This window comes from Bradyrhizobium sp. CCGB01, from assembly GCF_024199795.1.
GTDB lineage: Bacteria > Pseudomonadota > Alphaproteobacteria > Rhizobiales > Xanthobacteraceae > Bradyrhizobium.
In genome coordinates, this window is the sequence record NZ_JANADK010000001.1 from 1,282,272 (window position 1) to 1,296,502 (window position 14,231).

Sequence of the window (14,231 nt, forward strand, 5' to 3'; positions counted from 1 at the left end):
CGATGCTCGAAGTTAAAGACATCAACCTGTTCTACGGCGCGGCGCAGGCGCTGCGCGGTGTGTCGATCGCGGCCGAGCCGGGCAAGGTGACCTGCGTGCTCGGGCGCAACGGCGTCGGCAAGACCTCGCTGTTGCGCGCGATGGTCGGGCAGTATCCGATTTCCTCGGGCGCGATCGTGCTCGACGGCAGCGACATCACGGGCCTGAAGCCCTATGAGCGGGCGCGCAAGGGCATCGGCTTCGTGCCGCAGGGCCGAGAGATATTTCCGCTGCTGACGGTCGAGGAGAACCTGAAAACCGGCTTCGGTCCGCTCAAGCGCGAGGACAGGCACATCCCGGACGACGTGTTCTCGCTGTTTCCGGTGCTGCAATCCATGCTCGGGCGGCGCGGCGGCGACCTCTCCGGCGGCCAGCAGCAACAGCTCGCGATCGGACGCGCGCTGGTGATGCGGCCAAAGCTGCTGCTGCTCGACGAGCCGACCGAAGGCATCCAGCCCTCGATCATCAAGGACATCGGCCGCGCCATCTCCTATTTGCGCAACCTCGGCAACATCGCCATCGTGCTGGTCGAACAATATCTCGACTTTGCCTGCGAACTCGGCGACAGTTTCGCGGTGATGGATCGCGGCGCGGTGAAATTCACCTGCGACCGCTCCAATCTCGACGCGAGCGAGATCAGCCGCCAGATGGCGCTGTAGGCCATTCTGCCGCGACCGGCTGGGGAGGCGGATGCGCAGCGACGTTTCAGTCACATCAGAGGTTTTCGAGGCGAACCGGGCCCGCGGCGCGGTGCGCTTCGACGTCCATGCGCGCGATGGCGTGACGCGGCGTGGGACGTTGCATGAGTCCGGCTCCCTGCGCGTACGCTTTCCCTCGCCGGAAGGCGAGGGCCTCTCCGGCGTGTTCGTCAACACGGCCGGTGGTGTCGCCGGCGGGGACCGCTTCGATATCGACATCGCAGCGGGCGAGGGCTCGCGCCTGACATTGACCACGGCGGCCGCCGAAAAGGTCTACCGCGCGCCCGGGGCGGCGGCGCAGCTCAATATTGCCTTGAAGGTTGCCGCGGGGGCGCATCTTGGCTGGCTGCCGCAGGAGACGATCCTGTTCGATCGCGCCCGGGTCCATCGCCGCTTCGACATCGAGCTCGATGAAGCCGCCTCGCTCCTGCTTTGCGAGATCGTCGTGTTCGGCCGCATCGCCATGGGCGAGCGGATGGAGCAGGGCGAGTTCGTCGACCGCTGGCGGCTGCGTCGTGGTGGCAGGCTGGTGTTCGCCGAAACGGTCAGGCTCGACGGCGATATCGGCGCAAAACTTGCGCGATCCGCGATGACCAAAGGCGGCGCGGCGATCGGCACGGCGCTGATCGTTCCCGGCGACGAGGCTCTGATCGAGCGCATCCGCGAGGCTTCGGAATCCTTCGCCGGCGAGGTCGGAATATCCGCCTGGAATGGCTTTGCAATGGCGCGGTTCTGTGCCCAAGATGCGGCGCGCTTGCGCGCCGATATGATGGCGGTGCTGGCGCGGACCGGTGCGGCACTGCCCCGGCTCTGGCTGAATTGATGCGTTGAACGGAAGAGATTCTTCATGAACCTGTCTCCCCGCGAAAAGGACAAGCTTCTGATCTCGATGGCGGCCATCGTGGCCCGCCGCCGGCTGGATCGCGGCGTCAAGCTCAACCATCCCGAGGCGATCGCGATCATCTCCGACTTCATTCTCGAAGGCGCGCGCGACGGCCGCACCGTCGCCGAGCTGATGCAATCCGGCGCGCAGGTCCTCACCCGCGATCAGGTGATGCCTGGTATCCCCGAGATGATCCACGACATCCAGGTCGAGGCGACCTTTCCGGACGGCACCAAGCTCGTCACCGTCCACGAGCCGATCAGGTAGGAGCAAGACGCATGATCCCCGGCGAACTCTTCATCCAGGACGGCGAGATCGAGCTCAATGCCGGCCGCAAGACCGTGACGCTGACGGTCGCCAACACCGGCGATCGCCCGATCCAGGTCGGCTCGCACTACCATTTCTTCGAGACGAACCCGGCGCTGAAGTTCGACCGCAAGAAGTCCCGCGGCATGCGCCTCGACATCGCCGCCGGCACCGCCGTCCGCTTCGAGCCCGGTCAGACCCGCGACATCCAGCTGGTCGCCATGGCGGGGAAGAGGACCATCTATGGTTTTCGCGGAGAGGTACAAGGCAAGCTGTGATTCGATGTGAGGTGAGCACGCCGGTCGGGCTCCCTCCCCCCTTGCGGGGGAGGGTTGGGGAGAGGGGTATGCCGCACGACGAGGTCAGCGAGATTCAGCGCCATCGCGCCAAACGATTGAGGCGCGAGATGACTCGCGCGGAAACGTTGCTATGGCGCTACCTGAAGGCTGATCGTCTCTCGGGCCTGGCCTTTCGCCGTCAGACACCTATGGGCCACTACATCGCGGATTTCGTCGCGCATTCCTGCAAGCTTATCGTTGAACTAGATGGCGAGAGCCGCGACTTCGATGAGCGTATTCGCCACGATGAGCGGCGCGACCAATGGTTCGTATCCCGGGGATATCGCGTGCTGCGCATCACCAACGAGGACGTGATGAAAAATCTCGAGGGAGTTGTTCTTTCCATTCTCGAGGCAGCGGAGCAAGCGGCACCCCTCTCCCTACCCCTCCCCCGCAAGGGGGGAGGGAACCCTCCTGCCAGTGAGTCCCTTACTCCTGACGCCGACAGAGCAGAGGAGCCATGATGCTTTGTCAGGTGAGCACATTGGTCAGGCTCCCTCCCCCCTTGCGGGGGAGGGTTGGGGAGAGGGGTAGGCCACGAATTCGGACACATGTAATTTTGCGAGGCTGTATCCATCACGGGTGCTGTCATCGAGGAGTGCTGTGACCGTCATGCTTCCCGCCGTCCGCCTCATTTCCGAAGCTGCTGAGTTGGCTGCGCACCGTCACAACGGCATGGCACGGAAGGGGCGCGGCAACGAGCCTTACATCAATCATCTCGCGGAGGTCGCGAACCTGCTCGCGACGGCGAGCGAGGGGGCTGATGCCGAGCTCGTGGCAGCCGGGTGGCTGCATGATTCGATCGAGGATACCGAGACCACGCGCGAGGAGCTTGCGCAAAAGTTCTCGGATCGCGTGGCTTCCCTCGTCGTCGAATGCACCGACGACATGAGCTTGCCCAAGGCCGAGCGGCGGCGTCTGCAGATTGTCGATGCGCCGAAGAAATCGGCGAGCGCCAAGCTGATCAAGATTGCCGACAAGGTCAGCAATATCGGCGCGCGCGTTCATGCAGATCCGTCGGCCGAAGAACGCGACGACCTCACCGACTACACCAATTGGGCTGAGCAAGTCGTCGCTGGCTGTCGCGGCGGAAATCCGTGGCTCGATAAAAAGTTCGACGATGCCGTAAGAGCCGCGAGGGCTTCGCTGTGAACAGCCAGAAATTCAAACGCAAACGGGGCTTGTGATGTCCGTCAAAATAAAGCGTTCCGTCTATGCCGACATGTTTGGCCCGACCACCGGCGACAGGGTGCGGCTGGCCGACACCGATCTCATCATCGAGGTGGAGAAGGATTTCACCACCTATGGCGAGGAGGTGAAGTTCGGCGGCGGCAAGGTGATCCGCGACGGCATGGGGCAGTCGCAGGTCACCAACAAGCAGGGCGCGGCCGACACCGTCATCACCAACGCGCTGATCGTCGACCACTGGGGCATCGTCAAGGCCGACGTCGCGATCAAGGACGGCATGATTTCGGCGATCGGCAAGGCCGGAAATCCCGACATCCAGCCGGGCGTCACCATCGTCATCGGTCCCGGCACCGACGTGATCGCGGGTGAGGGCAAGATCCTCACGGCCGGCGGCTTTGACAGCCACATCCATTTCATCTGTCCGCAGCAGATCGAGCACGCCCTGATGAGCGGCGTCACCTCCATGCTGGGTGGCGGCACTGGCCCGTCGCACGGCACGTTCGCTACCACCTGCACGCCGGGGCCGTGGCACATGGGGCGGATGATCCAGTCGTTCGACGCCTTCCCGGTCAATCTCGGCATTTCCGGCAAGGGTAACGCCTCGCGGCCCGCCGCGCTGGTCGAGATGATCAAGGGCGGCGCCTGCGCGCTGAAGCTGCACGAGGACTGGGGCACGACGCCGGCTGCGATCGACAATTGCCTGTCGGTGGCCGACGATTACGACATCCAGGTCATGCTGCATTCCGACACGCTGAACGAATCCGGCTTCGTCGAGGACACGATCAAGGCGTTCAAGGGCCGCACCATCCACGCCTTCCACACCGAGGGCGCCGGCGGCGGCCACGCCCCCGATATCATCAAGGTCGCGGGCCTGAAGAACGTGCTGCCGTCCTCGACCAATCCGACGCGGCCCTTCACCCGCAACACCATCGACGAGCATCTGGACATGCTGATGGTGTGCCACCACCTCGATCCCTCGATCGCAGAAGACCTGGCGTTTGCCGAGAGCCGCATCCGCAAGGAGACCATTGCGGCCGAAGACATTCTGCACGATCTCGGCGCGCTCTCGATGATGTCCTCGGACTCCCAAGCCATGGGCCGCCTCGGCGAGGTCATCATCCGGACCTGGCAGACGGCCGACAAGATGAAGAAGCAGCGTGGATCGCTGCCGCAGGACAAGGGCAAGGACAACGACAATTTCCGCGTCAAGCGCTACATCGCCAAATACACGATCAACCCCGCGATCGCGCACGGCGTGTCGAAGCTGATCGGGTCGGTGGAGAAGGGCAAGATGGCCGACCTCGTGCTGTGGTCGCCGGCCTTCTTCGGCGTCAAGCCGGACTGCATCGTCAAGGGCGGCAGCATCGTCGCGGCGCCCATGGGCGATCCCAACGCCTCGATCCCGACGCCGCAGCCGGTGCATTACCAGCCGATGTTCGGCGCCTTCGGCAGGGCGCGGACGGCATCGTCCGTCGTGTTCACCTCGAAAGCCGCGATCACCGGCGGGCTGGCGCGAAAACTCGGGATCGAGAAGAAGCTCTATGCCGTCCAGAACACGCGCAGCAAGATCTCCAAGAAGAGCATGATCCACAACGACGCCACGCCCAATATCGAGGTCGATCCGGAGACCTATGAGGTCCGTGCCGACGGCGAGCTGCTCACCTGCGCCCCCGCCGAGGTGCTGCCGATGGCGCAGCGATATTTCATGTACTGAAATAGCGCCTCAACGCATGTCTCCGGAACATGCCCGATTGCATGTCTTGGGACGGCTTTTCCGGTTTTGCGTTCGATCCCGCCTGGTCTAATGTCCCGCCCGGTATCTTGAACCCAGAAGAAAAGCCGGGAGGATTTCTCGTGATCTACGTCGTTGCCACCTTGACCATCAAGCCTGAAACGCGCGCCGAGTTCATTGCAGCCGCCACCGCCTGCATCAAGGAGACGCGGAAAGAGCCCGGCAATATCGCCTATGATCTGCATGAGAGCGTCACTGATCCCAGCAAGATGGTGTTCGTCGAGCAGTGGGAAAATGCCGAGGCGCTGGTGCCGCATCGGGCCATGGAGCACATGAAGACGTTCGGCCGCGTCGCGGTGAAGTGCTTCACGGCGCCGCCGAAGATCGAGGTGATCACGCCCGAGAAGGTCGAGACACGGTAAACGGGGTAAGAGCGCATGATCCGGGCAACGCAGGTCAGGGGACAGCACCGCTTCACGGAAGCGGCAGCGGATACGGTCGTGCTCGATTTCGACGATCGGCACCGCCGCCGCATGGCGATGACGGGGACGCGGGGCCTCGAATTCCTGCTCGACCTGGAGAATGCCGTCGCGCTGCGCGGCGGCGACGCGCTGGTGCTGGAGGACGGCCGGCTGGTCGAAGTGGTCGCGGCGCCCGAGCCGCTGCTCGAGATCCGCGGCCGCGATCCGCATCACCTGATCCGTGTCGGCTGGCATCTCGGCAATCGCCATCTGCCGACACAGATCATGGCCAAGAGCCTGCGCATCCGCCGCGACCACGTCATCGAGGCCATGGTGAAAGGCCTCGGTGCCCGCGTGGTCGAGATCGAGGCGCCGTTCGATCCCGAAGGCGGCGCCTATGCCGATGCCGGCCATGCGCATGGTCACGACGACCATGCGCATCACGACCACGGCCATCATCACCACGATCATCATGATCATCACCATCATGATCATGCTGCGCATGATCACGGTCACAGCCACGATCATCATCACCACGACGAGCATTGCGACCATCCCGACCATCACCACGGCCACAAGCATGCTCATGACCACAAATGAGCCGGTCGCGGCGTGCGACCTCGCCGGGCGCGAGGCGGCGGCGCTGTACCGGCTGATGACGTGGCTGTCGCCGGCCTTTCCGGTCGGCGGTTTCTCCTATTCCAGCGGTATCGAATGGGCGGTCGAGGCAGGCGACGTCACCGACACCGCGACGCTGGCCGACTGGCTCGACGCGATGCTGGGCGATGGCTCCGGCTTTTGCGACGCGACCTTCCTGGTGCACGCCTATCGCGCCACAGAATTGGGCGCGGACGCCACCTTGAGCGATATTGCCGAGCTCGCCGCCGCCTTCGTGCCGTCGCGCGAGCGGCAGCTCGAGACCACTTCGCAGGGACGTGCCTTCGTCGAGATCGCCCGCGCCGCGTGGGATGCGCAAGGCCTGGATGCCATGGTGGCGGCGTGCCGCATGCCACTGGTCTATCCCGTCGCCGTCGGTGTTGTTGCCGCGATGCACGGCGTGCCGCTGGCGCCGACCTTGCACGCCTTCCTGCATGCGCTGGTCTCGAACTGGATTTCGGCGGCGAGCCGCCTCATTCCGCTCGGCCAGACCGACAGCCAGCGTATGCTGGTGAGGCTGGAAGCCGCGGTTGCCGCGACCGCGAACCGTGCGCTGAATGCGACACTGGACGACCTCGGCAGCGCGACCTTCCGCGCCGATCTCGCCAGCCTGCGGCACGAGACGCAATATACGCGGCTGTTTCGCTCGTGAGCGGCGTGGCCTTCAACCCATCAAGAGAGAGCGAGTGACATGTCGAAATCTCACGGCCCCTTGCGTGTCGGCATCGGCGGCCCGGTCGGATCGGGCAAGACCGCGCTGATGGACCTGCTCTGCAAGACCATGCGCGAGCGCTATGACATCGCGGCGATCACCAACGACATCTACACCAAATGGGATGCGGAATTCCTTGTGCGCTCGGGCTCGCTGACGCCGGACCGCATCGCCGGCGTCGAGACCGGCGGTTGCCCGCACACCGCGATCCGCGAGGACGCCTCGATGAACCTGGCTGCGGTCGCAGACATGCGCGCAAAATTCCCCGGCCTCGACCTCGTGCTGATCGAGTCAGGCGGCGACAATCTGGCTGCCACTTTTTCCCCGGAGCTCGCCGACCTGACCATCTACGTCATCGATGTCGCCGCCGGCGACAAGATCCCGTCCAAGGGCGGCCCCGGCATCACCCGCTCCGACCTGCTGGTCATCAACAAGATCGACCTCGCGCCCCATGTCGGGGCCTCCCTGGAGAAGATGGAGACGGACGCCAGACGCATGCGCGGCGCGCGCCCCTTCGTCATGACCAACCTGAAAAAGAGCGAGGGGCTCGACCATATCATCGGCTTCATCGAGGCCAAAGGCGGCCTGAAACGGGCAAGCTGACGGCGCGACGAGATGGCGCAGGCGTTTTCCGCCGTTAACAATTGGGGCAAAAGCCGCATCTGCGGAACAAATTTCGGACATGGCGATTAACTACCTCCGGTGCCCGGAGCAAAGCCTTCATGGCCAGACCATCGGCCGGGCGTGTTAAGCTTTTCAGGCGACCGAAGTTGCGTACTGATGCCTCCTCCTTCATTATCTCCCTCACTGGGGTGCACTCTGTTTCGGCTCGTGGCCGTTCGAGCGGCGTTCATATGCTCCGTGTTTATTGCCGACCTGCTGCTTTCGCCTGAGTAGTCGAAGTGGTCCGGCTGGGATTTATCATCGGTTTCATTGCGCTGCTCGGAGCCCTGCTTTCCGGGCTCGCGGCTTATCGCGTCCACGACCAGGAGCTGGCGCTGGACCGGATCGCGCTGGCGCGCGCGATCGACGTCCACGCGAGCCTCGTCCAGGATCGCCTGACCGAGCGCGAGCTGCTCGCGCGTGTCGCCTCAGGCCTGTTCCGTACGCCGTCGGTGATCAAGCCGAACATGCTGGAGCCGTTGCGCTCGGCCATCTACGCCTTCAAGACCGATTTCGTGGTGGCCGGGTGGGTCGCCCGGCTGAAGCCGAACGAGCTTGTGGCGGCGCAGGACGCGATCGCGCGCGCCGGCTTCCCCAATCCGCAGATCCGGTCGTATGACGACAAGCCGATCGACCTGGCTGGTGTCACCCAGCCGATCGATGTGCTGATGGACCTCGAACCGCGCAGCAACGAGACCAAGGCGCTGCCCGGCCGCAGCTACGATGAGGATCAGGTGCGCAGCGCCATGCTGACACGCGCGCGGGTCGAAAAGCGGTCGGTCGCGTCGGACCCGATTCAGCTTCTGCGCGCCGGCGGGCCGATCGGCATCATCGTGGCCGCTCCCGTCATTCCCGAGGGCGCAACGGAGCCGGCGGGCTTCATCACATTTTCCTACGAGCTCGCCACGCTGATGCTGACCAATGACGACATGTCGTTGTTCGCGGTCGCGCTGAAGGATCCGCGCCGGGAAGGCGGCGAGCTCGTTGCCAACGAGCAGGGCGTGGTCTCGTCGCGCATGACGACGGCGGAGGGGCCGGCGCCATCGGCGACGCGCACGGTGAGCTTCGGCGGCCGCGACTGGCAGCTCGGCTACTACGCCAAGACCAATTCGGCGCGGCGCGCCGAGCAGACCGCGATCATCGTCGCCGCAATCGGCTTTGCCATCACCGCGATGGTGTGCGGCCTGTTCGGCTATGTCGCCTACAACAATCTGCGGCTCAGCCGCGAAATCCAGGTGCGGATCGGCTTCGAGCGCCGGCTGACCGCCGTCATCGACGAGCTCAACCACCGGGTCAAGAACATCCTGGCGGTGATCCAGTCGATCGTGACGCGCACGCTGCGCCACGGCTCGGACATCGACGTTGCGCGCGAACTGCTGATCGGCCGCATCCACGCCATGTCCAACGTGGTCTCGCTGCTCAGCGAGAGCCAGTGGCAGGGCGTCAAGCTGAAGGGCCTGTTCGAGGCGCGCGCCATCCCGCATGCGGACCGCATCGCCGTCACCGGCCCTGATATCGCGGTCAGCGCGCGTGCCGCGCAAAGCCTCTCGCTGCTGTTCTTCGAGCTGGCCTCGCACTCCGACGAAGGTCTGTCGCTGGTCGGAAAGCATCCGCACATCACCGCGAACTGGACGGTGACGGGCGAGGAGAACGATGAGGTCTTCCATTTCCGCTGGGAGGAGTTCAACACCAGCGAGGCAACGCGCCGCCCGGATTCCGATTTCGGCCTGATCCTGCTCGACCGCGTCGCGCCCGAAGCGCTCGGCGGCACCGCCAAGCGCTACTTCACCGACGCCTCCTACGTCTACGAATTGACGGCGCCGATGGAGACGGTGGTCGATATGTCCGAGCGCGACCGCACGGATAAAATCTCGGCGCCGGTCAGGCCGGCGAAGTAAAAGCTCTCTTTTTTGACGCGTTTTCTTTACGCGAGCCGGTATCCACTTCGCTCGAAAACGCTTTAGCCCTTTGGCCGCAGCACCAGGTCGACCAGATTGCGCGCGTAAGCCGGCGTGATCGGTGCGATGCCGAAGACATAGCGATAGAACAGGCTGCCATAGATGGCGTCGTAGAGATCCTCGGGCGCTCCCTCCGCCAGGATGCTGCCGTCGGTCTGGCCCGCCGCGATCATCTCGACCAGCGCGGCGCGGCGGAATTGCAGGTAGCGGGCGTAGAACAGCTCCGCCGAGCCGGTCTTGGAAATGCATTCGGAGATGACGGCGAGCTGCACCTTGCCGAACTCGCCCTGGAGTGCCTCGGCATAGGCCGCGGCATGGCGGCGCGCGCGCGCCGCCGGCGGGCCGGAGCTCGCAGGCGGCAGCGGCAGCATCTGCGCGGCGTGATGGAGAAAGGCGTCGATCAACAGCGCTTCGCGTGACGGCCACCATTTGTAGATCGTCATCTTGGAGACGCTGGAGTGGCGTGCGACGGCGTCGATGCTGGTGGCGGCGAGACCCGTGGCGGCCATCAGCGCATAGGCGCTTTCGAGAATGGCGTTGGTGGTTTCGATCGACCGCGGCCGCCCGCGCCGGGGCGCGCTGTCAGCCTCTTCACCCCCGCTCTTCGCCATCGCCACGCCCGGTCTCCTCACGCAGGGTCCGGCATAGCGCAGCCGCCGCTTTCGGCCTAGCAGAATCGCACGAATATGTTGTCAGGCCTGCTGCCGCAAGGCGGCAGGCAAGTCCTGCCGTTTCGACCAGGTGATGTAATAGGCGACCGCTGTCATCGCCGCGAAGCCGACGAGGCTGACCGCGATCTGCATCACCACCAGGTTCGGGCCTGTGATCAGGATGAGATGGCCGGCGAAGGACAGGAACACGCCGACGCAGAACACCGCGAGCCATTCCTCGCCGCATGTGATCACTGCCTGGAGCGGCCGCCACTTCAGGCCGGGGTGGTCGGCCGGAATGAGATGGGTCGCGAGGAAGGCGAGCGCGAGGAAATGCACCACGCGATAGGGCGCGAGGTTTTCCTTGTCCGTCGGCGCGATGCTGTTGAGGAGGAGGTCCGGCAAATAGACGGACAGGGCAGGCGAATGCCGCATCAGGGTGACGGCCATCGCGAAGATGAGATAGGCACCCGCGAGGATCCGCAGCCAGGACATGCCGTGCAACGCGCGTCCGGAGGCGCCCGTCACGGCGAACCAGCCGCCCAGCACCATCAGCATCTGCCAGCACAGCGGGTTGAAGGTCCAGTCCTGGTCCGGATAGACCCGGAAATTCCAGTCGAACCAGCGCGCCGCGACGTACAGCGCGACCGATGCCGCCAGCGTCAGGTTCGGCCGCCGCAACAAACCCCATAGCGCAAACGGAAAGAACGCCATCAGCGGGATCATCAGTTGCAGCAGGTCGAGGTTCAGCGGCTCTTCCTGGAGCACGAGGCCACGGACCAGGATGCGCAGCGGATGCTCGAGAATGCCCGAGATGTTGTATTCGTGGATGATCTCCGGCGCCATCGACTGCGAGGCGACATAGGCGATGGTGTCGATGTAGATCACGAACAGCACGACATAGGCGGCGTAGAGCCGCCAGACGCGGCGAAAGATGCGCGTCGCCGCGACGAGATAGCCGCGCTCCAGCGCCATCCTGCCGTGGATGATGGCGACGCCATAGCCCACCACGAACACGAACAGGTCTGCGGCGCCGCTGAAGCCGAAATTCCGCAGCGTCAGCAGATTGACGACGTTGTTCGGGATGTGATCGACGAACACCGACCAATTGGCGATGCCGAGCGTCAAATACAGCCGGGCGTCGTGATGAAATGCGGCGAGGTTCGCCTTAACGGACGGTTTCATTGAGTAAAATAGGTTTGGGAATCAGGTTGATGCTTTTACCGGCAACCGCCTGCCTATCCGAGTAGCTTTTGCGTGAGGGAGCGGGATTTATCCCCCCGTGACGGAAAATTGCGCAGGGCAGCCACCGGCAGGCTCGCGCGTCCCCGTGTCCCCGCCCGTGACGCAACTTTCGGAAAGAGTGACGGGTCTGTCCGGTCGCGACAGCCTCCGCGGTCAGCGTCTCGCATTGCGTGCGCTTCCCGTGAATCGGCGCTCCGGCATCCGTCGCGGTCGGTGCTGCATCGTTCTGCTCGTGGTTGCACGCCTTCGGCTATTTGGAAATGGAAAACCTCCAGCCTGGAGTGCTTCTAGCCCGCAACGTTGAACCGCTGCGGTAACTCCTTGTTCCGGTTGCTCCATACGCAGCCGTCGGAAGTGGGGAAGTTGCAGTGGGCATTTTGGAAGTGGGGCGCTGGCGGCTCATGGGGGCCGTCAGCTTTGTCGTTTTGATTATTGGTACGGGAGGGACGACGGCTCAATCATCGACCGCGGTCTCGCCCGCCGGGGCGGCCACCGAGCTCGGCACCGTCGTCGTCCAGGCAAGCGAGGCTCGCAAGCGTGCCAGTGCATCACCCTCACGCAGCCGTAGCACGGCGCGCGCACGGGCGGCATCGCGTTCGCAAGCCTCCGCCGCTGCTGCGGCGGCCGCCGCGGCTGGTGCGGCCGGCGCGGGTCGCAAGGAATCCGCCTTCGGCCATGTCGACGGCATGGTCGCCACCCGCAGCGGCACCGGCACCAAGACTGATACGCCGCTGATCGAGACGCCGGCTGCGATCTCCGTCATCACCCAGGACCAGATCCAGGCCCAGGGCGCGCAGAGCATTGCGCAGGCGGTGCGCTACACGCCCGGTACGCGCGGCGAGTTCGCAGGCGCCGATGCCCGCACCGATGCCGTCTATGTCCGCGGTTTCCTCGCCGACCAATATCTGGATTCGCTGCGGCTGCTGAACTTCGGCATCTTCGCCTATTCGCTGGTCGAGCCGTTCAACCTCGAGCGGGTCGAGGTCCTGCATGGCCCGGCTTCGATCCTGTACGGCCAGTCGTCGCCGGGCGGCCTCGTCGACATGGTCTCGAAGCGGCCGACGCTCGATCCTTACCACGAGATGTTCTTTTCGACCGGCAGCTATGGCCGCGTGCAAGCTGGCGTCGATCTGTCCGGGCCAATCGACAAGAACAAGGAATTTCTCTACCGCTTCACTGCATCCGGCTTCGACGTCGGCAGTCAGGTCGATCATGGCGATTACCAGCGCATCTCCATTGCGCCGTCGCTGACCTGGCGGCCGGACAACAACACGACGCTGACGGTGCTCGGCACCTATCAGCGCGATCCGAAGGCAGGCTTCTACAATCAGTTGCCGCCGGCCGGCATCGGCACCATCACGCCCTTCAAGGGAAGCTTCATCCCGACCAGCTTCTATTCGGGCGAGCCGGGCTTCGACAAGACCGATCGCACCTACGGCTCGGTCGGCTATCTGTTCGAGCACAGCTTCAACAACAGCGTGAAGGTCCGGCAAAACCTGCGCTACACGGACCTCAGCACCGACTTCGCGGTGGTATCTCCCTCCGGCTCCGATCCGAGCAACCTCGCCCGAGGCGCCTACACCACGCAGGAGAGCATCCGCTCCATCGCCGTCGACAATCAGGCCGAGGCAAAGTTTTATGCCGGCCCGATCGAGCACACCGTGCTCGCCGGCATCGACTACCGCAACGGCGTCGACAAGACTCTCAACGGCACGCTCCTGGTCGCGCCGCCGATCAATGCGTTCAATCCGGTCTATGGCACGCCGTTCGGGCCGGTGCCGTTCACGACCCGAAACCGCCAGCAGATCGATCAGGTCGGCGAATATATCCAGGACCAGATCAAGTACGATCGCTGGGTGGCGCTGCTCGGCATCCGCCACGATCTCGCGCAGTCCCGCACCGACAGCACGTCACTTGCATCGAACATCACCACGGTTGCGCCGAAGTCCGACACTGCGGTGACCAAGCGGGGCGCGCTTCTGTACAAGTTCGACAATGGCGTCGCGCCCTATATCCAGTACACCGAGTCGTTTCAGCCGACCGCCGGCACCGATGCCTTTGATCGTCCGTTTGTACCGACGACCGGCAAGCAGGGAGAGGTGGGCATTAAGTATCAGCCCAACGACAAATCGCTCTACACGATTGCGGCGTTCGACCTGGTCCAGCAAAATGTGCTGACCCCGGATACCGATCCGACCCACAAAGTCGGATCGCGCGTCCAGACCGGCGAGATCCGGTCGCGTGGCGTCGAGTTCGAAGCCAAGACCGAAATCAATCGTGAGCTGACGGTGCTGGCCTCGTACACCTATCTCGACAACGTCGTGACCAAGACCAACACCGCCGCGCAACTCGGCAAGCATCCGGTCGGATTCCCGACGAATTCAGCCTCGGTCTGGGCGGACTACACTTTCCGCGGCGGCGCGCTCGACGGTTTCGGCCTGTCCGGCGGCGTCCGGTATATCGGCGAGCTTCCGGGCAACACGGCCAACACGTTCTATGTCCCGGATGTGACGCTGGTCGATGCGGCGATCCATTACGACTTCTCGGCTCTGGGGCCGATGTTCAAGGGCTATTCGGCGCAGGTCAACGCGACCAATCTGTTCGACAAGACCTACGTGACCTATTGCCAGGACATCGGCTGCTATTACGGCCTGCGCCGCAACGTGATTGCGACGCTGCGCTACCGCTGGTAGGGGGACGG

At 64.2% G+C, this 14,231-nt stretch carries 15 protein-coding genes; 13 read left to right on the forward strand and 2 right to left on the reverse strand.

The features are described from left to right. Positions 1 to 2: 2 nt before the first annotated feature. From urtE to NLM25_RS05815, 12 genes are all read left to right on the forward strand, one after another. Positions 3 to 698 (forward strand): urea ABC transporter ATP-binding subunit UrtE, encoded by a 696-nt coding sequence (gene urtE, locus NLM25_RS05760; protein WP_254116003.1) that lies wholly within the window; start codon positions 3 to 5, stop codon positions 696 to 698. Positions 699 to 729: 31 nt separating this feature from the next. Next, entirely contained in the window at positions 730 to 1,560 is an 831-nt protein-coding gene (locus NLM25_RS05765; RefSeq protein ID WP_254136364.1) for an urease accessory protein UreD, read from the forward strand. A 24-nt stretch (positions 1,561 to 1,584) separates the two neighbouring features. After that, on the forward strand, positions 1,585 to 1,887 hold the full coding sequence (locus tag NLM25_RS05770; protein WP_007605424.1) for an urease subunit gamma: 303 nt from the start codon (positions 1,585 to 1,587) through the stop codon (positions 1,885 to 1,887). 11 nt (positions 1,888 to 1,898) lie between these two features. Next, positions 1,899 to 2,204: an urease subunit beta gene (locus tag NLM25_RS05775; RefSeq protein ID WP_254136365.1), complete on the forward strand. Its 306-nt coding sequence runs from the start codon at positions 1,899 to 1,901 to the stop codon at positions 2,202 to 2,204. A 68-nt stretch (positions 2,205 to 2,272) separates the two neighbouring features. After that, positions 2,273 to 2,728: an endonuclease domain-containing protein gene (locus NLM25_RS05780; RefSeq protein WP_254136366.1), complete on the forward strand. Its 456-nt coding sequence runs from the start codon at positions 2,273 to 2,275 to the stop codon at positions 2,726 to 2,728. Between the two features lie 148 nt (positions 2,729 to 2,876). Continuing rightward, a complete protein-coding gene (locus NLM25_RS05785) occupies positions 2,877 to 3,416 on the forward strand; it encodes an HD domain-containing protein (protein WP_254136367.1) in 540 nt (179 codons plus the stop codon). Positions 3,417 to 3,450: 34 nt separating this feature from the next. After that, on the forward strand, positions 3,451 to 5,166 hold the full coding sequence (gene ureC / locus NLM25_RS05790) for an urease subunit alpha (RefSeq protein WP_254136368.1): 1,716 nt from the start codon (positions 3,451 to 3,453) through the stop codon (positions 5,164 to 5,166). A gap of 140 nt (positions 5,167 to 5,306) precedes the next feature. Then, positions 5,307 to 5,606: a putative quinol monooxygenase gene (locus NLM25_RS05795; protein ID WP_027553941.1), complete on the forward strand. Its 300-nt coding sequence runs from the start codon at positions 5,307 to 5,309 to the stop codon at positions 5,604 to 5,606. 15 nt (positions 5,607 to 5,621) lie between these two features. Continuing rightward, positions 5,622 to 6,245, forward strand: a complete 624-nt coding sequence (locus NLM25_RS05800; RefSeq protein WP_254136369.1) for an urease accessory protein UreE — start codon at positions 5,622 to 5,624, stop codon at positions 6,243 to 6,245. After that, positions 6,226 to 6,954 (forward strand): urease accessory protein UreF, encoded by a 729-nt coding sequence (locus NLM25_RS05805; protein WP_309143645.1) that lies wholly within the window; start codon positions 6,226 to 6,228, stop codon positions 6,952 to 6,954. Before NLM25_RS05800 ends, NLM25_RS05805 begins: the two co-directional genes overlap by 20 nt. A gap of 39 nt (positions 6,955 to 6,993) precedes the next feature. Continuing rightward, the gene (gene ureG, locus NLM25_RS05810) at positions 6,994 to 7,617 is read left to right on the forward strand and encodes an urease accessory protein UreG (protein WP_254116011.1); all 624 of its coding nucleotides are present in this window, start codon (positions 6,994 to 6,996) and stop codon (positions 7,615 to 7,617) included. A 299-nt stretch (positions 7,618 to 7,916) separates the two neighbouring features. Then, the gene (locus tag NLM25_RS05815) at positions 7,917 to 9,575 is read left to right on the forward strand and encodes an HWE histidine kinase domain-containing protein (RefSeq protein ID WP_254136370.1); all 1,659 of its coding nucleotides are present in this window, start codon (positions 7,917 to 7,919) and stop codon (positions 9,573 to 9,575) included. Positions 9,576 to 9,637: 62 nt separating this feature from the next. Here the strand turns inward: NLM25_RS05815 and NLM25_RS05820 are convergent, their stop codons facing one another. Next, the gene (locus NLM25_RS05820) at positions 9,638 to 10,246 is read right to left on the reverse strand and encodes a TetR/AcrR family transcriptional regulator (RefSeq protein ID WP_254141117.1); all 609 of its coding nucleotides are present in this window, start codon (positions 10,244 to 10,246) and stop codon (positions 9,638 to 9,640) included. 81 nt (positions 10,247 to 10,327) lie between these two features. After that, positions 10,328 to 11,470, reverse strand: coding sequence for an OpgC domain-containing protein (locus NLM25_RS05825; protein WP_254116015.1), 1,143 nt, complete (start codon positions 11,468 to 11,470; stop codon positions 10,328 to 10,330). Positions 11,471 to 11,898: 428 nt separating this feature from the next. Between NLM25_RS05825 and NLM25_RS05830 the strand changes: the two genes are divergently transcribed. Then, a complete protein-coding gene (locus NLM25_RS05830) occupies positions 11,899 to 14,223 on the forward strand; it encodes a TonB-dependent siderophore receptor (protein ID WP_254136371.1) in 2,325 nt (774 codons plus the stop codon). Positions 14,224 to 14,231: the final 8 nt, after the last annotated feature.

Bases quoted from the DNA above. Each gene is read 5' to 3' on its own strand.
- urtE (WP_254116003.1), top strand. From the start codon at position 3: ATGCTCGAAGTTAAAGACATCAACCTGTTCTACGGCGCGGCGCAGGCG.
- NLM25_RS05765 (WP_254136364.1), top strand. From the start codon at position 730: ATGCGCAGCGACGTTTCAGTCACATCAGAGGTTTTCGAGGCGAACCGG.
- NLM25_RS05770 (WP_007605424.1), top strand. From the start codon at position 1,585: ATGAACCTGTCTCCCCGCGAAAAGGACAAGCTTCTGATCTCGATGGCG.
- NLM25_RS05775 (WP_254136365.1), top strand. From the start codon at position 1,899: ATGATCCCCGGCGAACTCTTCATCCAGGACGGCGAGATCGAGCTCAAT.
- NLM25_RS05780 (WP_254136366.1), top strand. From the start codon at position 2,273: ATGCCGCACGACGAGGTCAGCGAGATTCAGCGCCATCGCGCCAAACGA.
- NLM25_RS05785 (WP_254136367.1), top strand. From the start codon at position 2,877: ATGCTTCCCGCCGTCCGCCTCATTTCCGAAGCTGCTGAGTTGGCTGCG.
- ureC (WP_254136368.1), top strand. From the start codon at position 3,451: ATGTCCGTCAAAATAAAGCGTTCCGTCTATGCCGACATGTTTGGCCCG.
- NLM25_RS05800 (WP_254136369.1), top strand. From the start codon at position 5,622: ATGATCCGGGCAACGCAGGTCAGGGGACAGCACCGCTTCACGGAAGCG.
- NLM25_RS05805 (WP_309143645.1), top strand. From the start codon at position 6,226: ATGCTCATGACCACAAATGAGCCGGTCGCGGCGTGCGACCTCGCCGGG.
- ureG (WP_254116011.1), top strand. From the start codon at position 6,994: ATGTCGAAATCTCACGGCCCCTTGCGTGTCGGCATCGGCGGCCCGGTC.
- NLM25_RS05820 (WP_254141117.1), bottom strand. From the start codon at position 10,246: ATGGCGAAGAGCGGGGGTGAAGAGGCTGACAGCGCGCCCCGGCGCGGG.
- NLM25_RS05825 (WP_254116015.1), bottom strand. From the start codon at position 11,470: ATGAAACCGTCCGTTAAGGCGAACCTCGCCGCATTTCATCACGACGCC.